The sequence below is a fragment of the Nonomuraea purpurea genome (assembly GCF_042650645.1).
Taxonomy (GTDB): Bacteria; Actinomycetota; Actinomycetes; order Streptosporangiales; family Streptosporangiaceae; genus Nonomuraea; species Nonomuraea purpurea.
The window spans coordinates 357,127-379,005 of sequence record NZ_JBHSBI010000005.1 but is presented as its reverse complement, the minus strand read 5'-3'; the positions used below and the strand labels follow the sequence as shown (position 1 = coordinate 379,005).

Annotated in this window: 20 protein-coding genes; 14 read left to right on the top strand and 6 right to left on the bottom strand. The window is 68.2% G+C overall.

The window, feature by feature from the left end; all coding sequences use genetic code 11:
• Nucleotides 1-8: 8 nt before the first annotated feature.
• Entirely contained in the window at nt 9-1,412 is a 1,404-nt protein-coding gene (locus tag ACFOY2_RS13020; RefSeq protein WP_379528228.1) for an MmgE/PrpD family protein, read from the bottom strand.
• Nucleotides 1,409-2,212, bottom strand: a complete 804-nt coding sequence (locus ACFOY2_RS13015) for a cyclase family protein (RefSeq protein WP_379528304.1) — start codon at nt 2,210-2,212, stop codon at nt 1,409-1,411. Before ACFOY2_RS13015 ends, ACFOY2_RS13020 begins: the two co-directional genes overlap by 4 nt.
• Before the next feature lie 345 nt (nt 2,213-2,557).
• Between ACFOY2_RS13015 and ACFOY2_RS13010 the strand changes: the two genes are divergently transcribed.
• The gene (locus ACFOY2_RS13010; protein ID WP_379528227.1) at nt 2,558-3,043 is read left to right on the top strand and encodes a hypothetical protein; all 486 of its coding nucleotides are present in this window, start codon (nt 2,558-2,560) and stop codon (nt 3,041-3,043) included.
• Between the two features lie 92 nt (nt 3,044-3,135).
• On the opposite strand, the gene ACFOY2_RS13005 is transcribed toward ACFOY2_RS13010, so the two are convergent.
• Nucleotides 3,136-3,900: a 5-formyltetrahydrofolate cyclo-ligase gene (locus ACFOY2_RS13005; RefSeq protein WP_379528226.1), complete on the bottom strand. Its 765-nt coding sequence runs from the start codon at nt 3,898-3,900 to the stop codon at nt 3,136-3,138.
• Between the two features lie 12 nt (nt 3,901-3,912).
• The gene (locus ACFOY2_RS13000; RefSeq protein WP_379528225.1) at nt 3,913-5,076 is read right to left on the bottom strand and encodes a helix-turn-helix transcriptional regulator; all 1,164 of its coding nucleotides are present in this window, start codon (nt 5,074-5,076) and stop codon (nt 3,913-3,915) included.
• A 151-nt stretch (nt 5,077-5,227) separates the two neighbouring features.
• Here ACFOY2_RS13000 and ACFOY2_RS12995 point away from each other — a divergent pair, with 151 nt between their 5' ends.
• From ACFOY2_RS12995 to ACFOY2_RS12985, 3 genes are all read left to right on the top strand, one after another.
• Nucleotides 5,228-5,668 carry an ATP-binding protein gene (locus tag ACFOY2_RS12995; RefSeq protein WP_379528224.1) on the top strand — a complete coding sequence of 147 codons (441 nt, stop codon included), beginning with the start codon at nt 5,228-5,230 and terminating at the stop codon, nt 5,666-5,668.
• Nucleotides 5,669-5,810: 142 nt separating this feature from the next.
• Nucleotides 5,811-6,644 (top strand): SAM-dependent methyltransferase, encoded by an 834-nt coding sequence (locus ACFOY2_RS12990; RefSeq protein WP_379528223.1) that lies wholly within the window; start codon nt 5,811-5,813, stop codon nt 6,642-6,644.
• Nucleotides 6,637-6,855: a hypothetical protein gene (locus ACFOY2_RS12985; RefSeq protein ID WP_379528222.1), complete on the top strand. Its 219-nt coding sequence runs from the start codon at nt 6,637-6,639 to the stop codon at nt 6,853-6,855. The genes ACFOY2_RS12990 and ACFOY2_RS12985 overlap by 8 nt, the downstream gene beginning before the upstream one ends.
• 239 nt (nt 6,856-7,094) lie before the next feature.
• Here the strand turns inward: ACFOY2_RS12985 and ACFOY2_RS12980 are convergent, their stop codons facing one another.
• Together ACFOY2_RS12980 and ACFOY2_RS12975 are read right to left on the bottom strand one after the other, a co-directional pair.
• The gene (locus ACFOY2_RS12980) at nt 7,095-7,970 is read right to left on the bottom strand and encodes a TrmH family RNA methyltransferase (RefSeq protein WP_379528221.1); all 876 of its coding nucleotides are present in this window, start codon (nt 7,968-7,970) and stop codon (nt 7,095-7,097) included.
• The gene (locus ACFOY2_RS12975) at nt 7,963-8,733 is read right to left on the bottom strand and encodes a DUF4184 family protein (protein ID WP_379528220.1); all 771 of its coding nucleotides are present in this window, start codon (nt 8,731-8,733) and stop codon (nt 7,963-7,965) included. The genes ACFOY2_RS12980 and ACFOY2_RS12975 overlap by 8 nt, the downstream gene beginning before the upstream one ends.
• A 193-nt stretch (nt 8,734-8,926) precedes the next feature.
• Between ACFOY2_RS12975 and ACFOY2_RS12970 the strand changes: the two genes are divergently transcribed.
• From ACFOY2_RS12970 to ACFOY2_RS12925, 10 genes are all read left to right on the top strand, one after another.
• Complete coding sequence (locus ACFOY2_RS12970) at nt 8,927-9,514, top strand: hypothetical protein (protein WP_379528219.1); 588 nt, start codon at nt 8,927-8,929, stop codon at nt 9,512-9,514.
• 225 nt (nt 9,515-9,739) lie between these two features.
• On the top strand, nt 9,740-11,422 hold the full coding sequence (locus ACFOY2_RS12965; protein WP_379528218.1) for a substrate-binding domain-containing protein: 1,683 nt from the start codon (nt 9,740-9,742) through the stop codon (nt 11,420-11,422).
• Between the two features lie 107 nt (nt 11,423-11,529).
• On the top strand, nt 11,530-13,098 hold the full coding sequence (locus tag ACFOY2_RS12960; protein WP_379528217.1) for an RNA polymerase sigma factor: 1,569 nt from the start codon (nt 11,530-11,532) through the stop codon (nt 13,096-13,098).
• A 315-nt stretch (nt 13,099-13,413) separates the two neighbouring features.
• Complete coding sequence (locus ACFOY2_RS12955) at nt 13,414-13,782, top strand: hypothetical protein (RefSeq protein ID WP_357808084.1); 369 nt, start codon at nt 13,414-13,416, stop codon at nt 13,780-13,782.
• Nucleotides 13,779-14,882 carry a GNAT family N-acetyltransferase gene (locus ACFOY2_RS12950; protein WP_379528216.1) on the top strand — a complete coding sequence of 368 codons (1,104 nt, stop codon included), beginning with the start codon at nt 13,779-13,781 and terminating at the stop codon, nt 14,880-14,882. Before ACFOY2_RS12955 ends, ACFOY2_RS12950 begins: the two co-directional genes overlap by 4 nt.
• A gap of 161 nt (nt 14,883-15,043) precedes the next feature.
• Nucleotides 15,044-15,877 (top strand): glycosyltransferase family 2 protein, encoded by an 834-nt coding sequence (locus tag ACFOY2_RS12945; RefSeq protein WP_379528215.1) that lies wholly within the window; start codon nt 15,044-15,046, stop codon nt 15,875-15,877.
• Between the two features lie 11 nt (nt 15,878-15,888).
• Nucleotides 15,889-16,830: a glycosyltransferase family 2 protein gene (locus ACFOY2_RS12940; RefSeq protein WP_379528214.1), complete on the top strand. Its 942-nt coding sequence runs from the start codon at nt 15,889-15,891 to the stop codon at nt 16,828-16,830.
• Nucleotides 16,827-17,630, top strand: coding sequence for a polysaccharide deacetylase family protein (locus ACFOY2_RS12935; protein WP_379528213.1), 804 nt, complete (start codon nt 16,827-16,829; stop codon nt 17,628-17,630). The genes ACFOY2_RS12940 and ACFOY2_RS12935 overlap by 4 nt, the downstream gene beginning before the upstream one ends.
• The gene (locus ACFOY2_RS12930; RefSeq protein ID WP_379528212.1) at nt 17,623-18,939 is read left to right on the top strand and encodes a lipopolysaccharide biosynthesis protein; all 1,317 of its coding nucleotides are present in this window, start codon (nt 17,623-17,625) and stop codon (nt 18,937-18,939) included. Before ACFOY2_RS12935 ends, ACFOY2_RS12930 begins: the two co-directional genes overlap by 8 nt.
• A gap of 8 nt (nt 18,940-18,947) precedes the next feature.
• Nucleotides 18,948-21,821, top strand: a complete 2,874-nt coding sequence (locus ACFOY2_RS12925) for a hypothetical protein (protein WP_379528211.1) — start codon at nt 18,948-18,950, stop codon at nt 21,819-21,821.
• Nucleotides 21,822-21,879 lie beyond the last annotated feature (58 nt).

Sequence of the window (21,879 nt, the reverse complement as noted above, 5' to 3'; positions counted from 1 at the left end):
CCGCCAAATCAGCGGGCGACGGTCAGGCGCAGCAGCGGGGACGCCGACGGGGCCGATGGGAGGTCGGCGACGGCGGTGACGAGGGCGTCCACCTGGTCCTGAGGCAGCAGGCGGCCCGCGTTCGTCCGGAACTTGACCGCCAGCTCCTCAGCCGTCAGCGGGTGCTCGGGGCCGCCGCGCGAGGAGTCGACGCGGTGTTCCAGCGTCGAGCCGTCGCGCAGCCGTACCCGCATGACCGCCGCGAACGCCTGGGGGAAGATCTCCGAGGCGCGCTCGTCCGCCACACAGCGCACCCGCCCGGCCAGCTCCAGCCGTTCTGGAGCCAAGGAGGCGAAGTCGTCCAGGGCCAGGCCGAGCCCGCCGCCCCCGTACAGCGCCGCCGCCACCGTGTAGGGGCCGGAGAACTTCGCGTGGTACGGCGAGCGCGGGTTGATCTTGTCTTCGCGCGGCTCCGCGATCGTGCGCAGCACCGGAGCGGGCACGCCGAGCTCGATCTCCTCGACATCGTCCGGCGACAGGCCGCCGGCCCGCAGCGCCACGGCGCAGTCGATGGCCGGGTGGGTGAAGTGGTTCGTCGGGTACGGCTTGTAGACCGTACGCAACAGCTCCCACCTCTCCCCCAGGTCCGACAGCAGCGCCGACTCGTCGAAGCGGCCGTCGAGCCAGGCCTCGAAGAAGCCGAAGCGGCCCTCCAGCACGGTCGGCGGCCCGGTCACGCCCTCCAGGGCGAGCACCGCGGCCGACACGCCGGAATGGGCGGCCCAGCCGCAGTGGACGCGTTTGATCGTCCCACCGGTGCGGTTGGCCTCGATCAGACCCGCGCCCATGCTGGCGGCCACGCCGGCCGCGTGCGCGATGCCGTCCGCCGACAACCCGAACAGCAGGCCGGCCGCGACCGCGGCGCCCAGCGTGCCGCAGATGGACGTCGCGTGCTGCCCCTTTTCGAAGAAGAGCGAGTTGCGCGCCTCCGGCAGGTACGAGGCCATCCCGAGGCGGTTGCACACCTCGACACCCGCCGCCACGGCCGAGACCAGCGCGGCCCCGCTCGCCCCCGTCGCCTCGGCGGCGGCCAGCGCGGCGGGCACCACGGGGGCGCTCGGATGCAGCACGGACGGCAGGTGCGTGTCGTCGTAGTCGAGCGCGTGCGCCAGCGTGCCGTTCACCAGGGCCGCCGACGGGGCGGGCAGCCGGTGGCCGCTGCCGATCGCGCTCGCCTCCTCGACGCCACCCCATCGGAGGACGGCCCGCAGCACGGCAGGCGCAGCGTCGCCGTCCGGTTCGGCGTAGGCGGCCAGGCAGTTGCCCAGGACGTCGAGCACGCGTCCGGTCACGTCGTCGCGCACCTGGCCGGGCAGGCCCTTGTCGCGGCAGGCGACGGCGAACTCGGCCAGCCGCTGGACATGGGTCGTCACGGCCGCTCCTCGATGATGGCCAGCGGGCGGACCGGGGCACCGGTGGCGCCGACGATCGGCAGCGGGTTCAACACCAGGGTGAACTCGCGCGCCCCCGCGTCGAGCAGCTCGGCCAGGCGCATGGTCTCCACGATGTTGACGCCCGACTCCACCAGCATGATCCGGTGCACGGGCAGCGTGGCGTGCCCTCGGCCCGGCGCGATGTGCTCGAAGGCGATGGTCTCGCCGCCCACCACACGCGGCCGGCGTTCGGCCAGCCAGCGTCCGGCCTCCGCGCCGGGTCCCGGCACGCCGTCCCGCCGGCCGACGAACTCCTCCCCCGACTCCCACAGCCGTGACCAACCCGTGCCGACGAGCACCGCGTCACCCTCGCGGATCTCCAGATCACCGGCCGCCCGCACCAGGTCGTCGGCGGTGACCTCATAACCGGCCGGCAGCGTCTTGACCCCGTGCACGGCGGCCACGTCGAGCAGCACGCAGCGGCCCACGTACGGCTCGAACCCGTCGATGCCCAGCGAGCCGAACCCCTCGTGCGACATCACCTCGGCCGCGGCCACCCCGCCGTGCAGCAGCCCTTCCTGGGAGACGTGCGCGAGGGCGTCCACGTGCGTGCCGACGTGCCCGCCCGTCACGATGATCTCGTTGGCCGCCGACCCGCCGTCAGACCTGACCATGTCACCGTGCCTGCGCTCCAATGCCATCCGGAACGGAGGATGATTGGGCGACTGCGGCATCCCCTTCCGCATCGGCTGCGCCAGGTCCAGAACCCGCGACCCTTCCAGCATCTTCCACAGGGACATCTTCACGGCTCCCGATCGTTCCATCACAAATTAGGTGTTTCGGACAGTACACATGATGGACGATCAGCGCAGCGGGGCGACAGGACGATGCCGTCCACCCCGAGCGCGGCAGGAGCGGAAGATCGCGCCAGTGTTTGCAGAGTGCCTACTCTTCGGACAGCGATCGTCAACTGGCCGCCCTTCAAGGGCGACGATAGCGTTGAAGAGGATGAGAAATGTCATGAATACTCCTACGCGGCGACCGCTGAAGGGACGACAGGGGCTGGAACCAACCTTCAACTTTGCCGTTTACTACGTCGACCCTGGTACCAGAACAATCTCTCCGCAAATTAGGAGCTTACTGGGATGGCTCAGCCGATCAAAGCAATCACCGAACGATCAGGCATCTCCCATTTCTTCGGAGTCGCGGACGTGGGAGTCATCGAAGGCAACTTCGAAGATGAGACCACTATCTGGCACATCGGAGATCCTGATCCCGAATGGTTCATGGTCGGCCCCAATGGTGTGACCTTCAGCATCGAGGGCGAGGCGAAGGCCTACGTCCGTTACGAACTCTGGGATACACAGCCACCGCCAATAGATCCCTCTTGGCGCTCCTGGGAAGGACAAATCTACCTGGCCTCCGGACGAATCGTCGCAGTGAGTTACTACGACGAAGCCGATTACTACACTCCGTTCGACCTCGGTCGACAGGCCACGAACTGGTTGGTCCGCATCTCTGCAAAGACTCCGACCAACGACACCGATCCCGAATTCCCAAGCAAAATCTATCGAGCGAGCCTGTTCAAGTTGCAGTTCTGGACCACGGGCCGTGGCGCGCGACTACAGTGACGACTCCCGGTCGGATCCGCTACTCAATCCCACCGACAAGTCCGCCTGGCATCGACTGCCCCCACGTGCTGGCCTGTACCTTCTGCGTCTCGCTATGGCTCAATCGTCCACGGTTGCCGACGTCGGCTGCGCACGTAGCTGGCGTCCCTCTTGGCCCGTGCGGCGAGAATCGGAATCGCGGCGATCTTGTCGGTGGGCATGCTGGACCAGATCAGCCCGCTCGGGCGCGCGGAGCGCGGGCAGGTGATGATCTCCTTCTCCGTGACGATCAGGTCAACTCGGAAGTCGTGCTCGCTCTCCGGTAGCGCATCATCGACCACCTGAAGCGAATGCACGGTGGTGACGATCACGGTGTCGTCGGTGACCAGGCCGTCTTCGATGAGGAGAGCCACTTCGATGTCGGAGTAGCCGGCGCCCTTGCCGAGACGTACGCCTTCTCGGTTGACCGCGACGGTTCCGCACACAACGAGGTCGATCGAGCGCATCTGTTCCGTGCCCACCCGGGGGCTCGCCTTCGCGGCGGTGCTGCTCAATGCGGCCTGGCCGGGCGGCAGCGTGGAGTGTGCCGGGTCGATGAGGTAGAACGGCTCGATGGTGGCGATCTTCGGGACCGCCATATAGAGAATCTTGCCTTCGACCAGCGCACGGGCACGAACCGGTAGTTGCGCGGTGTCGGGATTGGCCTTCACGGTACGCGCTCGCCGCCAGGTCTCCGTCGTGGCGAGCAACTCCGCTGCCTTGTCTGAGCCGACGAAGTGCGGGATATGGCCGCGTGCGTCCGGCGCGGATATCTCAGAGTCGATCAGGGCCGACCAGATGCGTTCCCGGACGGCGTTCTTTTCATCGTCGAGACCCATGCCGTCAGTTCATCACGTCGTCATCAGCGCGAACAGACGATCACTGATCTCCTGGACCCACGGCTCGTGACGCCAGGGCGACATCTCCCTGCCGGCGGTGAAGGCGGTGTTGAGGCCCCCTCCCCCGCGCGTCTCCGCGATGAGGTCGATGGCCTCGTGCAGGGTGCCGCACGCCTCCTCCAGCTTGCCTTGCCTGATGTAGGCGAGGGTGAGGTTGCTCAGCACGATGGACTGCGACTTCTTCCAGCGGACCAGGCTGCGGGCCGACCTGGTGAGGATCTGTTCGGCCTTGTCGTTCACGCCGAGGAAGAGGTAGCAGGAGCCCGCCAGGCGATCGAACTGGGTAGGCGAGAACATGTGCAGGGCTTCGTCGTCGTTATGAATGCGGGCGAAGCTCTCTTCTGCCGCACCGAGGGCTCGCTCACAGTCGTGTCTCTCCCCCAGCATCGCGTACGCCTCGCCCACATGGAGGAATCCGAGGCCGCTGAGCACGTTGCTACCGGCTCTCCCGACGATCGCGGTCTCGTTGCACAGACGCAGCCCTTCCTTGGGCGTCTTCGTTCCATACAGGGCCACGAAGCCTTTACGGAGTTGGGCGTGCGCTTCGAGGATCGGATCCCTGATCTCCCGGGCTGCGCTGATCGCCTGGTCGAAGTACTGCACCGAGACGGCGTGGTCACGCCGCTGCGACGCGTCCCACACAAGTTGCCCCATCAAGATCGCCGACTCGGCAGTCGAGACGCACAGCTCACGTCTGATGCGCCCGTTCGGAGCGAAGCCGCGAAGTAGCGTCACTTGGCTGTGGCAGTGGCCTGCGTCCGCGAGTAGGGAGGCCGAGGGCGCCGCGTCGTACTGGGCGTTGAGCTGCTGAACGCGCTGCGCCAGATGAGCCACCGTCACCAGGTCCACAGCCGCCGGGTTACGCATCGCGAAGTCGAGCCGTTCGGCTTCCGGCTCCTCGTTGACCTGAGCCGCGAGAAGCTCGTCCACCTCCTCGAGCGAGACCTCCAGGACGTCCGCAAGCCTGGGGCGCTGCCAGGGGCGTGGTTCTCTCTCGCCGCTCTCCCAGCGCACGACAGTCGAGCGCTCGACACCGATCTGGTGAGCCAACTGCTCTTGCGAGAAACCCAGCATCTTGCGTCGCTGGATGAGCCTGTGCCGCCGTCGTGCCACCACGGTCCGCCCTCCGGCTCGCGCTGACAGGGGTCTTTGACTGGAGTATTCCTGCTGAACGCGCTGGTCCGCAGGGGCAATGCCACATTGGTGCGCCATCTCGGCACGGTTGTGCTGTGGAGGAAGAGAACGGCGAGGCGTTTCCTACGGACCTATGACAAGCCACTTTCCCCACGAGCTCGACGACACATTGTCCCGGGCCTTCACCTTGTCGCCTATCCCGCCGTCCATCCCCGTGGCACGCAAGTGGGTACGGCAGATGCTCGACAGGTGGGGCCTCGAAGCGCTGAGACCCCCGGTGGAGTGGCTGGTCACCGAGTTGACGACCAACGCGATCAAGCACGCCCGTACCGGCGGCGCCACGGTCACGGTCCTGGTGATGTACACGGCCGGCACGCTCAGGATCGAGGTCCGTGACCGGGATCCGGACAATCTACCGATACGGCGACAGTCCACGTCTGAGGCAGAGAGCGGACGTGGACTGCTGATCGTCGAGGAGTACGCCGACCGCTGGAACGTCCGCGTGAACGAACGCGGCAAGACGGTCTGGTGTGAGCTGGACATGCCTTGCGTCCGGCAGGCGGTGGCGCAATGAGACCAGACGACCACCCCTCAAAGCCGTGTCACTCCGCAGACGGCGGAACTGCTCGCCAAGGCCCTCGAACTGCTGGCCACACCGCCCAATCCAACCCATCCGGCGACGGTGTTCGCCGCCTGAGCGCATGAGGGACCGAACGATGAGCAAGCGCAACGGAGCGAAGCCTTACATCGACACCACGACGCCCAACGTCGCCCGCATCTATGACTACTTGCTGGGCGGAAGGAACAACTTCGGCCCGGACAGGGCGGCGGCCGAGCAGATCATCAAGGCCACCCCCCACGTACGAGAGAGCGCCCGCGATAGCCGCGCCTTTCTGCGGCGCGCGGTCACCCAGCTCACGGCCAAGGCGGGGATTCGGCAGTTCATCGACATCGGCACCGGCCTGCCGTCTCAGGGCAACGTGCACGAGGTGGCGCAAGCGATCAATCCGGACGCTCGGGTGGCCTACATCGACAACGACCCGACCGTCGTCATCCACGCTCGCGCCATGCTGGCACGCGGTGAAGGCGCCATCGCGATCCTTGACGACCTGCGTGATCCCGAGTCGGTCCTCTCTCATCCCGCCCTGAACGTTCAGATCGACCTTGATCGGCCCGTGGCGCTGCTGCTCGTGGCCGTCCTCGACTTCATCGCCGACGACAAGGACCCGTACGGGATAGTCTCCCGCCTGGTCTCGGCCCTCGCGCCCGGAAGCTTCCTGGTCATCTCCCACGCCACAGCCGATCATCTTCTTCTCGCCCGCGCTGACCAGGCGGTTCAGTTCTACGACACCGCCTTCAGCCGTGCCACACTGCGTTCCTACATGGCCGTTCGTCGGTTCTTCGACGGGCTGCGATTGGTCGAACCCGGATTAGTGGACGTACGGGACTGGCGGCCAGACGAAGAGTGGCCGGGTTCGACAACGCGCATCACGGCGTACGGCGGCATCGGCCAGAAGCCCCTCCTCTGGGAAGCGGCGAGTGATGCGTGACGACGATGGCCGTGCACTCGCGGCTGCCATCCAGCAGCAGAGCCCCGGTTGGATGATCATGTGGTCCCCCTGGCGCCGCCAGTTGTCCGCCTTCGCCTGCTGGCTCCCCAACCGCTCCCTGGTGATTGACGCACGCAGCCCCGAAGACCTGCTCGACCTCATGTCCTCGGCGGAGAGGTCGGCTCAGACCCAGTACACGCACTATCCATGAATCCTGACCATGAATGCTTGAGCCCCCTTGTCCCCGACCCCGCACCCGGCTGCACACCACTCGATTGGTTTGAAGAACGCGTTGAGCAGCCACGCCGGGTGCACGCCTGGACCTGCCATCACTCCATGCCGATCTACGAGCTGTGCAGTTCCGCCGGCCAGTGGTTCATCCAACGAACGGCCGGAGACCTGGTCATGGAGACCCCACGATGGCATCGGCGAAAGGCCGAACTCATGTGGTCAGCTCTGCTCGCCGGCCACGTCCGATGATCGCATCAATCCATGGCACGCGATGGCCGCCGCGGCGACGACGTTCAACGAGTCCACTCCTGCGGCCATCGCGTCCGCGCTCATCGGGATGCACACCGTCTCATCAGCCTCCTCCAGCCAACGAGACGACAGGCCGTCACCTTCCGATCCCAGCAGCAAGGCCACCCGATCGGACATCTTGACCGTATCCATGGGTGTGGCCGCCTGATCGGGTGTCAGCGCCAGCGTCTGGAATCCCGCTTCCCGCAACTGCTTCAGTCCCTCGAACCAGTTGTCCATGCGCGCGTACGGGATCGAGAACACCGCGCCCATCGACACCTTCACCGCTCTCCGATACAGCGGATCCGCACACCGAGGCGACAGGATGATCGCGTCAACCCCCAGCGCAGCCGCCGATCTGAAGATCGCCCCGATGTTGCTGTGATCAACCAAATCTTCCAACACCAAAATCCGCCGAGGGCGTTGTCCGGGAACCTCCACATGGGAGTGGTTCTCCAGGACCTCGCCCGACCTCAGGAGGGTGTCGACGGCGGGGAGGGGGAGGCGTTCCATGGAGGCCAGGGCGCCTCGGTGGACCTGGAAGCCCGCGATGCCCGTCATGACCTCGTCGTCGACCACGTAGACGGTGGCCTCGCCGAGGACGTCCGCCAGTGAGGTGAGCCAGCGGCGGGTGGTCAGGACCGAGCGGATCGGGTAGCCGGCGCCGATGGCCCGTCGGATGACCTTCTCGCCCTCGGCCAGGAACAGGCCGCGCTCGGCTTCGAGGCTTTTGCGGAGTTCTACGTCTCGGAGCCTCGTGTAGTCGGACAGGCGGGGATCGCCGGCGTCGGTTACGTACTCAAGCACCTTCCGATACTGCCATGCGCCGCCTGACCTGCCAGACCGTCGCGTAGCAGGTGAGGACGAGGCACAGGCCGATGAGGGTGCCCGCGCCCGTCTTGGTGAGCACGCTGGGGATGCCGAGGGCGGGGTTGGGCTCGTCGACGAGGGGCCACAGGAGCGCGCCGGCGATCGAGCCGAGCGAGGAGGCGGCGATGACGGTCCAGCGGGCGCGCGGCGTGATGCGCAGTCGGTCGGGGACGGCCGTCGCGGGCAGCTTCGACAACCCGCGCCAAGCCCACCAGATCACCACGGTCAGCCCGATCGCGGACGAGACATACTGCAGGAGGCGGAAGAGCCTGATGACCCCGAAGACGGACACGGCCAGCCAGGCGCCCCATTCGTGGGGGCCGGTGGAGTGGGTGAAGGAGTCCCAGAGGACGTGGGTGGCGGAACCGATCACGGCGCCGGCGGCCATGGGCGCCAGGCGGATCCGGTCGGGGACCAGGAGTGCGGCGCGGCCGGCCAGCGACGGCGGCAGCAGGGAGATCAGCGGCTCCCTGAAGACGGCGTGGAACAGGGGCAGGAGCAGCAGCACCGCGAGCGGGTCGATGGTGAGCACGCCCAGCCAGGAGTGCCAGTCGGTGTAGTCGGGCAGGAACGGCAGGAAGATCGGCAGGTCGGGGACCATGGCGCCGAGCGCCAGGGCCCACGGGTCGACGAAGCGACGGATGCGTTCCGACGACGCCAACGGCAGCACCGCGGCGATGTGGCTGGGTGTGAACGGCACAGACCCCCCCGATAGTCCCCCGAAGATCCCCATTATGCGGTGAAGCTTGACCATCCTTTGCCGCCATCGGAAGAGGTCACAATGAGCAATGGGTACGGTACCTAGCGCTGTCGACGGCCGGATAGCCGGAGTGCGGGGGTTCATGGTGCCTGACCAGCGGATTCATGAGCGTCCGGCCGCGTCAGCAGAATGGTTGCAGGATGCGCGCGCCGCCCGCGCGCTCTCGCTGGTCACGCTGGCCTGGCTGGCCGTGGAGAGCACGCTGGGTCTGGCCGCGGGGCTGTCGGCGCATTCCGTGGCGCTCATCGGCTGGGGGATGGCGGCGTTCGTGGAGGCGGCGGCCAGCCTGATCGTGTTGTGGCGGTTCACCGGCCGGCGCACGCTCTCGCCGAGCGCCGAGAACAGCGCCAGGCGGGCGGTCGCGCTGAGCTTCTGGTTGCTGGCGCCGTACCTCGTCGTCCACGTCCTGCACGACCTGGACGCGGGGCATCGGGCGGAGCCGACCGCACTGGGGATCGTGGTGACGACGTTCAGCCTGGTCAGCATGCCGATGCTGGGGGTGGCCAAGCGGCGGCTCGGCGCGCGACTGGCGTCGGCGGCCACGTCGGGCGAGGGCACCCAGAACCTGATCTGCGCGGCGATGGCGGCGGGGGTGCTGGCCGGGCTCTGGCTCAACACCTTGGGGTGGTGGTGGGTGGATCCGGCGGTGGCGGTGGCGCTGGCGGCGGTCGCCGTTCGGGAGGGAAGGCGCGCCTGGCGCGGTCACGCATGCTGCCATTGAGCGCCACACAGCGTAATCGCTGCACCAAAAGAGCTGTTTTGCCACACTAACCGCACCGAGTATCGTTCCCGGAGTATTGCGGAGCAAATCCCGCTAGGGTCTCCGGAAGGTCTCGATCACACCTAAGAGGACATCGTGGGGCGACACCGCACAGACGAACTCGACGGCGGATACCGAGCGCACGAACCTCCGCCCCGCCGACGGTCCCGCGCCGGCCGGGGAAGGGTGCTCGTACCGCTGGCCGGGGCGGTCGCCCTGGCGGTGCTCCTGGGTGTCGCGGCGTTCGTGATCTTCAATCGGGACCACGACTGCACGGGCGGCAAGCTGCCGCTGCGCGTGGTCGCCGCCCCCGACATCCAGCCCGCGCTCAACAAGATCGCCGGCAACTACAACAAGGCCCTGCACTCGATCGACAGCAAGTGCGTCGAGGTGACGGTGGCCAAGGAGAGCGCGGCCAGGACCGCGAACGCGCTGGCCGCGGGCAAGGTGAGCGCCGACTTCTGGGTGGCCGACTCCAGCCTGCTCATGGAGAGCATGCGGGGCCAGTCGGGCGGCGACAGGCTGCCCCAGGTCGAGGGCTCGATCGCGGTCTCCCCCGTGGTGCTGGCCGCGGCCAAGTCCGCCGCGCCGAAGTTGTCGGACTCCCTCCAGCCGAGCTGGGCGGGCATGATCTCCGCGGCGAACGTGGCCAACGTGGACGGGCCGGGCAAGAAGGTCCGCGTGCTCGCCCTCGACCCGCAGAAGAACTCCGCCGGCCTGACCGCGCTGCTGGCCGCCGCCGGCACGGCCAAGGAGGCCGGCCAGGACAAGGCGCTGGTGGGCGCGTTGAAGGAGCTGTCGAACCGGCTCGCCTCCGACTCCACGGCGCTGCTGGCCAGCCTGACCGTCAAGTCGGGCAGCAGGGTGCCCGTCGGCGTCACCTCCGAGCAGGCCATCCACGCCCACAACACGAAGAAGCCTGAGTCGCCGGTGGTCGCGCTCTATCCGCAGGAGGGCACGCTCAACCTCGACTACCCTGTCACGATCCTCACCAAGGACCCGGCGGTGCTCAAGGCGGCGGCGAGCTTCAAGCAGGACCTCACCACGGAGTCGGCCAAGAAGACCCTGCGCGACGCCGGGTTCAGGGACGTGGACGGCACGGCGGGCAACGCGCTGTCGCAGGACAAGGGGTTCGCGCCGGAGAAGCCGGCCGCCCTCGCCCCGCCCGACGGCACGACCGTCACCAGGATGGTGCAGACCTGGTCGCGGCTGAACCTCGGCAGCCGCCTGCTGACCCTGCTCGACGTCTCGGGCACGATGGCGCTGCCGGTGCCGGGCACGGGCATGACCCGCATGCAGGCCATCAACAAGATCGCGACGGAGGGTCTGGGGCTCTTCCCCGCCGACTCCGAGCTGGGGCTGTGGACGTTCTCCACACACCTGGACGGACGCGACAAGGACTGGAAGGAACTGGTCTCCCTCGGGCCGGTCAGCGAGACGGTCGACGGCACACTCCGCAAGGATTCGCTGGTCAAGACGTTCGCCTCGATCCAGGCCAAGGCCACGGGCGACACCGGGCTGAACGACACGATCAAGGCGGCGTACACGGAGCTGACCAAGACCTACCGCGAGGACAAGATCAACACACTGCTGATCCTCACGGACGGCGCGGGCAACGACGACCCTGACGGCGGCGTCAAGAACAGCGAGATCCTGCAGTTCCTGAAGAAGACCTACAACCAGAAGCGGCCCGTCAGCATCCTGCTCATCGCCTTCGGCCCTGAGGCCGAGCAGGGCAAGAAGCAGATGGACGCCCTGGCCAAGGCCACCGGCGGCGAGGCGTACATCGCCAAGGACATCCTCCAGGTCCGCGACTTCTTCCTGCAGGGCATGGAACGGCGCCTCTGCACCCCCAACTGCGACGGCTGATCCGGCCCGCCATGCCTGTTGGGCATGGCGGGCGAACCGGTACGAACAAGGCCGCGTCCTCTCCGCGTGGGGCCTGAGCGCCCGTCGTACCCGCGGGGAGGGAATCCGTGCCTGGATGGCCGACTGTCGATCGCGCCGCCGATCAGGAGCTGGTTGAGGCTCTGCGCCGCGCGGACACCGCTGCCCCTGCCAAGCTCTACGACTCCTACGGCGAGCGGCTGCACGACTACGCCTTCTCCTTGGCCGCCGGGCGGGACATGGCGGCCGACGCCGTGCACGACGCCCTGGTAACCGCGCAGGGGTGTGTGCACCGGCTGAAGGAGCCGGCCAGGTTACGCGCCTGGCTGTACGCGCTGACCAGGTTCCAGGTGCGGGCCAGGATGGCGCACCGCACCGGCGGCCCGGCGGAGGGCACGCCGCCGGACCCCGGCGAGCACGACGACCCCGAGCTGGCGGCTCTGGTCCACGAGACGCTCGGCGAGCTGAGCGGGGGCCGGCGGGAGATCCTGGAGCTGTCGCTGCGCCACGGGCTGACGCCGTCGGAGGTCGCCGCGGTGCTCGGGCTGACCTCGCGGCAGGCGGCGTCCCGGCTCGGCAGCGCCCGCGACCAGGTCGAGAACGCCGCCGCGGCGGTGGTGCTGGCCAGGACGGGCCGCGCGCACTGCCCCGATCTGTCGGCGATGCTGGATTCCTGGGAGGGCCCGCTCACCCCGCTGCTGCGGCGGCGGCTGTCGGGGCACATCGGCGGGTGCGAGGTGTGCACCGAGGGCAGGCACCGGCAGGTCTCGGCCGCTCGGCTGCTGGACATGGTGCCGGTGGCCTACCCGGCGATCTCGCTGCGCCGCCGGGTGATCGACACCTGCGTCAACCCGGAGCGGGACCAGACCCGCACGCTGATCACCGACCGCGGCGACAGCTTCGACAGGACGGGGTTCCCCGTGCCGCCGGAGCCCCGATCGCGCCGGCGCAGGCCGCGCCGCCTGGCGCCGGTGGTGCTGGCGGGCGTGTGCCTGCTGGCCGCGACGGGCGCGGTGGTCGTCATGAACGGGCGCGGCGTCTCGAACAGCGGCGCCGCGCCGCGCTTCTCGCCCGCCCCGACGCTCACCTTCGAGCCGAGCCCCGAGCCCGAGCCAGAGTCCGAGTCAGAGCCGGAGCCGGAGCCGGACGACGACATCACGCCGACTCCGACCCCGACCCCGTCGAAGAGCACGCCGAACCGGCGGCCCACCTCCGCGCCGCCGAGCGCCAGGTCCGCCGTCGCGCCCACGGCCACCCGCCGCAAGTCCGCGCCGGCCGCCCGGCTGGCCGCGACGTGCCCGCGGACGGTCGACGGGCTAGGCAGGATCGGGCTGCGCGCCCGCAACGCCGCGGTCTCGTGGGTGGCGACCGCCTCGCGGGGGCTGGACGCCTACCCGGCGAAAGGGTCGATCAAGGCCGGCAGGTCCCTGGTGGTCTGGGTCACGGTCGTCGATCCGGCCGCCGCCGGCCGCGGCCGGGTCTCCTTCACCTCGAACGGCGGCACGGTGACCTGCTCGCTGTCCTGGGAGGGCGGCCAGTTGCGGACGTCCGAGCCGCCGACGGCGAAGCCGACCCCCTCCGCGCAACCCTCCGAGTCGCCCACGGGCCCGCAGTCGTCTCCGGACGTGGATGTGGATACAGTTCCGTTGGACGGCTGATAACCCAAAGAACACGGTTATTCACCGTAAGAACACATCAATTCACAGCAAGTCTTCAGATTTAAGCGACAAACGGGTATAAATCGGGCCTTCGCTCGAAGTGTCTCTGCCCAATAGGGCATTCTTATGTGCTCGGGGATCACGCCGAGCCGGGGAGCACTTGACCACGTGCTGAAACTCACATGAGAATTTTCACCCTGCCGGTAAACCTGAGCACGTCGCCAAGCGTCGGCATTGACGTGTCCGGGCGCGGATTGGTCCCATGAATTGCGATCGACCGTGCTTCAACCAGCAAGAGCAGGAGAGAAGCAGGAGATGCTCAAGCAACACCGCAGGGTGCTGGCCTGGCTGCTGGCGCTGGCCTGCATCGCGGGGGCGGTAGTGGCGTTGTTCGACATACAGACGCCGATTCGCCCGTTCCTGATCTCTCTGTTCCTCCTTGTCGTTCCCGGGGCGGCCGTGGTGGGCCTGTTGCGCGACCGCGACCCCCTCGCCGCGCTGTCCGTGGGAGCCGCGGCCAGCCTCGTCCTCAACGTCCTTCTCGCCCAGGCCATGCTGCTGTTCAACGCGTGGTCGCCCCGGGCCGGCGTGGCGACAGTGGCCGTGCTCGGGGGGTTCATGTACGTGCTGCGCGTGTTGTACCGGGGGAAGAGCCAGACCGAACAGGGGGCCAGGGCAAGGTGAACATCCAGATAGTCCGGCCGGGTGAGCTGGGAGCCCCAGAGCGGGCCCGATGGCGGGAGCTGCAGAAAGCCGACCCGAGTCTGGACAACCCATTCCTTTCGGTGGAGTTCGCCGTAGCGATGGACCGTTTGCGTGATTACGTGAGGGTGGCGGTCATATCCGACGCGAGCGGCATCGTGGGCTTCTTCCCCTACGAACGGCACAGCTTCGGCATCGGCAAGCCGCTCGGCGGCTTCCTGACCACGTGCCACGGCCTGATCTCGGCCCCGGATCTGAAGCTCGACGCGAAGGCCCTGTTGCGGGCCTGCAAGCTCAGCGTGTTCGACTTCGACCACCTCGTGGCGGGGCAGCCGACGTTCACCCCCTACGAGGCGGACGTGCGCCCGGCGCCGGTCATGGACTTCACCGCGGGTTTCGACGCCTGGATCGAGCAGGTCAAGGCCAACTCGCCGAAGAACCTCAAGACCGTGCGCTACAAGGAGCGCAAGCTCGGCAGGGAGCACGGCGGGCTGCGCTTCGAGTGGGCCTCGCCCGACCCGGAGACGCTGCGCACGCTGCTGGCGTGGAAATCCGACCAGTATCGAAGAACTGGCCGGGTGGATAGGTTCGCGCAGCCGTGGATCGTCGAACTGACCAATATGATGCATGCCGAAAACTCATCGGACTTCGCCGGCGTCCTGACCATGCTCTATGCCGGTGACGTTCCGGTGGCCGGGCATTTCGGCCTCCGCACGGCCACCACGCTTGTAGGGTGGTTCCCCGCCTACGACACCGAGTTCGGCCGTTATTCGCCGGGTATCGTCCATCATCTGCAGATGGCCGAGGCCGCCGCGAACAACGGGCTGCACATGGTTGACATGGGCAAAGGCGGCAAGGAGTACAAAGACTGGCTCAAGAGCGGGGTCCTGTACGTTGCCGAAGGCCGTATCTCACGACCGACCGCGACGGCGGCGGTCCACTGGATCGGCCGAACTCCTTTCAACAAAGCCCGAACAATTGTCATGGACAGGCCGTCTCTTTATAGGGCGGCTGACCGTGTCCTGAAGGGCTTCGGTCGGGTGCGCAGCTCGATGCAGCAGCAGGAGTCACCCACGCAGTAGTCAAGCAACCAACGGGAGCGCGCCGAGCGCTCCCGGCCCGGCACACCCTCACTCCAAGGACCCTTCGCATGCACCGTCCCACCGGCTTCGCCATTCTCGCAGCACCCGGGAGCGGCACCGCCGGAAGCAGGCGACAGGGTCCCGGAAGGATTTCCCTCGCCATGAGTCCCGAGATAGCCAAGCACAACGGCAAACAGCAAGCGTCGCCCTTGCGTTCGATGCCGCCACCTTCGAGTTTCACCCCCGTCACGCCTCACCTGGCCATTTCCCCGACGGTGAGCGTGGTGGTCCCGGCGATGAACGAGGCGGAGAACCTGCCGCACGTCTTCGCCACGATCCCGCAGTGGGTCGACGAGATCGTGCTCGTCGACGGCAACTCCGTGGACGACACGGTGGCCGTGGCCAGACGGCTGCGGCCGAACGTCAAGATCGTCACCCAGTCCGGCAAGGGCAAGGGCGACGCGCTGTCGGCCGGGTTCGCCGCGTGCACCAGCGACATCATCGTCATGCTGGACGCCGACGGCTCGACCGACGGACGCGAGATCATCTCCTTCGTCGGAGCCCTCGTGACCGGCGCCGACTTCGTCAAGGGCTCGCGGTACGCCGCCGGCGGCGGCAGCGACGACCTGACGCTGAACCGGCGGCTCGGCAACAGGGTCCTGACCGGAATGGTCAACGTCCTGTACAGCACCAAGTACACCGACCTGTGTTACGGCTACAACGCCTTCTGGGCCCGTCACCTCGACGTGCTCGACCTCGACTGCGACGGCTTCGAGGTCGAGACGCTGATGAACGTGCGCGCCGCCAAGGCCGGGCTGAAGGTCCACGAGGTGCCCAGCCACGAACGCACCCGCATCCACGGCGAGAGCAACCTGCACGCCGTACGAGATGGCATCCGCGTGCTCAAGACCATCCTGAGGGAGTGGCGTCGCCAGCCCGCTCCGCTTCAGCCTGGGCCCGCCGCCACTCCTGCCGCTGACCGAGGCGTCGCATAAAAGGGAACGTTGTGAACACGTCTGTTGTCATCTGCGTCTACACCGAGGATCGGTGGGAGGACATCAGGCAGGCAGTCGAGTCGGTCGAGAGTCAGACGCGCCCGGCACACGAGCTGATCCTGGTGGTCGATCACAACCCCGACCTGCACCTCAAGCTCAAACGCGAGTATCCACGGGCCATCGTGGTGGAGAACACGCACGAGCAGGGGCTGTCCGGGGGCAAGAACACCGGCGTGGCCACGGCCACCGGTGAGATCGTCGCCTTTCTCGACGACGACGCGGTCGCCGACCGCGGGTGGCTGGAGGCTTTGGAGGAGGGCTTCCAGAACCCGGGAGTGGTGGGCGTCGGCGGGCGCACCGATCCGCTGTGGGCTTCGGGGCGCCGGCCGCGCTGGTTCCCCTACGAGTTCGACTGGACGGTCGGCTGCACCTACCGAGGCATGCCCTCGGTCAGGGCGCCGATCCGCAACGTGATGGGCGGCAACGCCGCCTTCCTGCGCGACGTGGTGTCCGAGGTGGGCGGTTTCCACAGCGGCATCGGACGCAGCGTGCAGGGGCGCAAGTCGCGCCCGCTCGGGTGCGAGGAGACGGAGTTCTGCATCAGGCTGAGCCAGCGCAAGCCCGGCTCGGTGATGCTGTTCGAGCCGCGCGCGGTGATCGGGCACAAGGTGCCGGGGCCGCGCGAGCGCTTCCGCTACTTCAGATCCAGATGCTACGCAGAAGGGCTGTCGAAGGCCCTGGTGACGCGAGAGGTCGGCACCCAGGACGGACTGGCCAGCGAGCGGGCGCACGCGCTGAAGACGCTGCCGCTCGGGGCGCTGCGCGGCCTCGGCGAGGCGCTGCGCGGCGACGCGGGCGGGATCGGCCGGGCCGGCGCGATCGTCATCGGGCTGGCCTGGACGACCTGGGGTTACGTGATGGGTTCCGCACGGCTGAGGTGGGCGCGATCATGATCCGGATCCCGATCCTGATGTACCACTCCGTCACCGACAAACCCAACGACGACACCAGACCTCACGCGGTGCGTCCCTCCGACCTGGCCGAACAGCTCGCCTACCTGAGCGAGAGCGGCTTCACCCCGCTCACCCTGGGTGACCTGGTCGCCGCGCTGAACAAGAACAACGGCCGCTCGGTGCCCGCCAAGCCGGTCGTGGTGACCTTCGACGACGGCTACGCCGACTTCCACAGCCACGCGCTGCCGCTGCTCGACCACTACAGCTTCCCCGCCACGGTCTTCCTCACCAGCGGCTGGGTGTCCGACGCGGGCAAGGACGCCGCGGGCCGGCCGCTGGACGGCATGCTGTCCTGGGGGCAGGCCCGCGAGGCCGCGCAGACCGGCGTCGAGATCGGCGGCCACAGCCACAGCCATCCCCAGCTCGACCAGCTCCGCACGGAGGACCTGCGGCAGGAGCTGCGCAGGAACAAGGGCCTGCTGGAGGAGCGGATCGGCGCGCCGGTCGCCACCATGGCCTACCCGTACGGGTACTCCAGCGCACGCGTGCGGACAGAGGTCCGCAAGGCCGGCTATTTCGCCGCGTGCGCCGTGAGCAACGCCATCGCCGCCGACCGGCACGACATGCTGGCCATCCCCCGGTTGACGGTCGGCAGGGGCACGACCATCGCCATGTTCAAACGCGCCGTCGAAGGCACCGGCGTGCCCCTCATCTACCTGCGCGAACGCATCCTCACCAAGGGGTACGCGGTCGTGCGGCGCACGCGGTACGGGCTGCAACGGGTGCGGGGAAATGTCTAGCGTCTGGGGGAGGATCCTCCACGACCTGCGCAATCCGCTGTTCCGTCAGGGTTACGCCCTCATGGCGAACACCGTGGTCACCGGCGTCCTCGGCATGGGCTACTGGCTGCTGGCGGCCCACTACTACTCGCCGGAGGAGTTCGGGCGCGGGCAGGCGGTCATCACGGCGATGCGGTTGTTCGCGTCGCTGACCGCGCTCGGGTTCGTGGGCGCGCTGGCCCGCTTCCTGCCGCTGGCGGGCCGCCGCACGCCCGAGCTGATCCTGCGCGGGTACGGCCTGGCCGCCGCCACGGGCGGGGTCGCGGCCCTGGGGTTCCTGCTGACGCTGCCGTTGTGGGGGCAGACGTACTCGGTGCTGGCCGGGTTCGGGCCCGGGCTGTTCTTCCTGGCCTCCGTGGTGGTGTGGGCCGTGTTCACGCTGCAGGACGTGGTGCTGACCGCTCTGCGCAGGGCCACGTTCGTGCCCATGAACAACCTGGTCTTCGGCCTGGTCAAGATGGGGCTGCTGGTCGCGCTGGCGGGCGCGCTGCCCTCTGGCGGGATCTTCGTCTCGTGGGTCATCCCGACGGCGCTCGCACTGATCCCCATCAACTGGCTGATCTTCGGCATGGTGGTGCCCAGGCACATCAGGCAGACCGACGCCGTCGCGCAGCCACCCCGGCTGCGGGAGATCCGCAGGTTCCTGGCGGGCGACTTCCCTGGAACGCTCTCAATCCTGGCGATCATCTACCTCGTGCCCGTGGCGGTGGCGACACAGGTGGGCGAGGCCACGTTCGGACGCTTCGCGATGGCGCACACGCTGGCCAGCATGATCGAGCTGCTGGCCATGAACATGGCGGTGTCGCTGACCGTCGAGGGCTCCTTCGACCGGTCCAAGCTGGCGCAGAGCTGCCAGATGGCGCTGCGGCGCGCCTTCATGATCGTCACTCCGATCGTCGTGGTGGCGATCGTGGCGGCGCCGCTGATCCTGACCGTCTTCGGCTCGGACTTCGCGGACGAGGGCACGACGCTGTTGCGGCTGATGTCGCTGGCCGTGCTGCCTCGGGTGCTGATCGAGGTCTACCTGAGCGCGCTGCGGGCGCAGAGCCAGGCGCGCAGGCTCGCCACCGTCCAGATCGGGCTGGCCGCGCTCGTGCTCGTCTCCACCCTCGCGCTGTTCCCCTACTTCCGGGTGGACGCCGTGGGGTACGGGTTGCTCTTCAGCGAGCTGCTCGTCGCATTTTTGATCTTTGGAAATCTCCGCAAAATACTCAAGTACGGCGAAAGCGGTAAGCCTGCTGTCACCCAGGGGTCGTCCGGGGCCGCATGATGGTCAACGTGACGCAACGGGACGGCGAAGGCAGGGCTACCGGGATCACGGGCTCCTCAGATGTGCCCAGGGACAAGGAGGAGCCGGACGTGCCCTTTGATCCGGATGCTACCGGGGTCATCCCGAGGCTGACGTTCGCCGCCGAGGCCCCGCCCAAGGAGGACGCTCCCGCCGACGAGGACACCTCCGCCAACAACGACGCCTCCACGGACGAGGGTGCCACCGCCGAGGAGGCCGGCCTTGACGAGGGCGGCGACCCCGAGGCGACCACGGCCGTCCGTGTGCCCAGACCCCTGCACATCGGGCATCCGCCCACGGCGGAGGAGGACGCCTCCGCCGCCGGAACCGTGATCATGCCCGTGCAAGGGGGCACGGCGGCCCGCGAGGACGAACCCGAGGACGACGAGCCCGAGGACACCTCCGACACCAAGCCCAGCCTCGCCCTGCCCAAGCCGCCCCCGGTGGAGGCGCCGGACGACGACGTCCCCGATACGGCCGCCACCAATCCCAGCCTCGTCCCGCCCAAACCCGGCCCGGAGAGCGGCCCTCAGCCGCTCCCCCGCCCGCAACCGCCGAGCGGCCCTCAGCCCGCCGGCGGGCCGCAGCCGCTTCCTGTGAGTGGACCTCAGCCCGTCAGCGGGCCCCAGGCGGGGCCGGTGGGCGGGGCCGTGGCGTTGAAGGCCGGTCCCGCGGCTCAGGAGCAGAAGGCCACCCCGCAGCCGACGCCCCCGGCCAAGCCCAGCCTCGTCCGGCGGCTGATCGCGACGGCGCCCAAGTGGCTGCCCGTGGCGCTGGTCCTTGAGGGCCTGTTCATGTACATCCTGGCCCTCAAGGTGCCCCCCAGCCCCCTGGGCGGCGTCGACCCGAACGACATCGACGGCCTCGGCCTGATCTCGGCGCTCCCGGTCACGGCGTTCATCGCCATCCTGATCATGATCGTGTCGTTCTTCCTCACGGTCGTCCAGAGCTCCGACCGCAAGTTCCTGCTCCTGTTCCAGATCGCCGCCATCACCTTCGCCCTCCACGGCGCGGGCTCGCTGGTGGCGGTCGAGCCGCGTTTCCCCACGGCCTACATTCACGCCGGTTTCGTGGAGTTCATCAGCAGAACGGGCGAGTCGGCCATCAGCATCGACGCCCGCATGGGCTGGCCGGGCTTCTTCGCGTTGTTCGCGTTCGTGACGAAGGCCGCCGGCATCAGCGACATGACGGCGATCCTGCAGTGGACGCCGCTGCTGTCGAACCTGCTCTACCTGCTCCCGTTCGTGCTGATCCTGCGCCAGGTCGTGGCGACCACGCGGGCGCGCTGGTTCGCGGCGCTGCTGTTCGTGCTGGTGCAGTGGATCGGGCAGGACTACTTCTCGCCGCAGGGCTTCACCTTCGCCCTGTATCTGGCGTGGGTGGCGATCCTGCTGCGCTGGTTCGGGCGGGTGGAGCCGCGGACCAAGCCGGTCCCGCCCAAGGGCCTGCGCAGGCTGATCGGCAGGCTGGACGCGATGACGCCGGGCGAGCTCGCCAACACCCGCATCTACAGGGCCGACAAGCTGCTGATGCTGTTCATGCTGGTGGCGCTGTTCTTCGCGGCGGTGGCCTCGCACCAGATCACGCCGTTCATGATGCTCGGCACGCTCACCGCGTTCCTGATCTTCAAGCGGACCACGCTGACCTGGGCGCTGCCGTTCGCCCTCGGGCTGGTGGTGCTGGCCTGGATCAGCTACATGACGGTGGGTTTCTGGTCGAGCCAGATCGACACGATCTTCGGCGGTCTGGGCAACATCCTGCAGAACCTGCGCAGCAACACCGGCGACCGGATCGAGGGCACCGACCCCGCGCACGCGCTCGTGCTGCAGTCGCGGCTGGGCATCCTCGTGGTGATCCTCAGCCTGGCCGCGACCGGGCTGTTGCGGAGGTTGCGGCGCGGGGTGTTCGACCGCTCCGCGCTGATCCTGCTCTGCGTGCCGGTGCTGGCGCTGGCGCTGCAGAGCTACGGCGGCGAGATCGGGCTGCGGATCTACATGTTCGCGCTGCCCGGCGCGTGCCTGCTCGCCGCGTACGCGTTCTTCCCGAACCTGCCGGCCGACAGCGCGGACGCGCGCGAGGAGACCGTGCCGCTGCGCAAGCGGAACGTGCGCTTCAACCCCAACCTGACCAGGAAGATCTCGCTCGGGCTCGCGGCGTGCTTCGCGGTGCTGTTCGCGATGGCGTTCCTGCTGGCGAGGTACGGCAACGAGAAGTTCGAGCGGGTCACCCAGGGCGAGGTGGCCGCTCTCGACTACGTCTACAACAACGACAAGCCGAGCGCCAAGGTGGTCTACCTGGTGCCCAAGGTCGGCCAGGAGGTCACGCCGACGCTGCCGTGGGGCGAGCGTGACATCGAGCGGATCAACTTCAACGTCCAGGCGCTGGTCCACAAGGACCCGACGGTGATCGCGGACGCGGTCAACGCCATGAAGGCCGAGCCGCGTAACTCGTACCTGATCGTCAGCCGCGGCCAGGTGAGCTACCTGCAGCTCAACGAGGGCTATCCGGACGACTGGGGGACGCGTTTCCGTGCGGCGCTGGACGCCTCGCCCGATCTGAAACGGGTCTTCTCCAACCAGGACGCGGCGCTCTACACGTGGAAGAAGTTCGTCAGGGGCACCGAGATCCCCGAACCCCTGCCGTACAAGGGGCGCGGCGATCCCACCTCGCCGTGGACGCCGGTCGGGGTCGGGGCGCTGGGCGTGACCTGGGCGGCGCTCTTCGCGTACGAGATCATCCGGCTGAACGGGCCGAAGCGGGCGCGCAGGGCCCGCAAGCGCCTGCTCTACCTGGCCATCCCCGCCTTCGTGGTGGCGCTGGCGGTGATCGTCGAGCGGTTCGTCTACATCTCGCAAATTAGCTGAATTCACAGGAAACTCAAAGGTTCTGCGGGATGATGACCCACCATGGAGCACGCCGCGC

What these genes read in the sequence shown, in the direction of transcription:
- ACFOY2_RS13015 (WP_379528304.1), bottom strand. Translation starts at nt 2,212, where the DNA reads ATGTCCCTGTGGAAGATGCTGGAAGGGTCGCGGGTTCTGGACCTGGCG.
- ACFOY2_RS13010 (WP_379528227.1), top strand. Translation starts at nt 2,558, where the DNA reads ATGGCTCAGCCGATCAAAGCAATCACCGAACGATCAGGCATCTCCCAT.
- ACFOY2_RS13005 (WP_379528226.1), bottom strand. Translation starts at nt 3,900, where the DNA reads ATGGGTCTCGACGATGAAAAGAACGCCGTCCGGGAACGCATCTGGTCG.
- ACFOY2_RS12995 (WP_379528224.1), top strand. Translation starts at nt 5,228, where the DNA reads ATGACAAGCCACTTTCCCCACGAGCTCGACGACACATTGTCCCGGGCC.
- ACFOY2_RS12990 (WP_379528223.1), top strand. Translation starts at nt 5,811, where the DNA reads ATGAGCAAGCGCAACGGAGCGAAGCCTTACATCGACACCACGACGCCC.
- ACFOY2_RS12985 (WP_379528222.1), top strand. Translation starts at nt 6,637, where the DNA reads ATGCGTGACGACGATGGCCGTGCACTCGCGGCTGCCATCCAGCAGCAG.
- ACFOY2_RS12955 (WP_357808084.1), top strand. Translation starts at nt 13,414, where the DNA reads ATGCTCAAGCAACACCGCAGGGTGCTGGCCTGGCTGCTGGCGCTGGCC.
- ACFOY2_RS12945 (WP_379528215.1), top strand. Translation starts at nt 15,044, where the DNA reads ATGAGTCCCGAGATAGCCAAGCACAACGGCAAACAGCAAGCGTCGCCC.
- ACFOY2_RS12935 (WP_379528213.1), top strand. Translation starts at nt 16,827, where the DNA reads ATGATCCGGATCCCGATCCTGATGTACCACTCCGTCACCGACAAACCC.
- ACFOY2_RS12930 (WP_379528212.1), top strand. Translation starts at nt 17,623, where the DNA reads ATGTCTAGCGTCTGGGGGAGGATCCTCCACGACCTGCGCAATCCGCTG.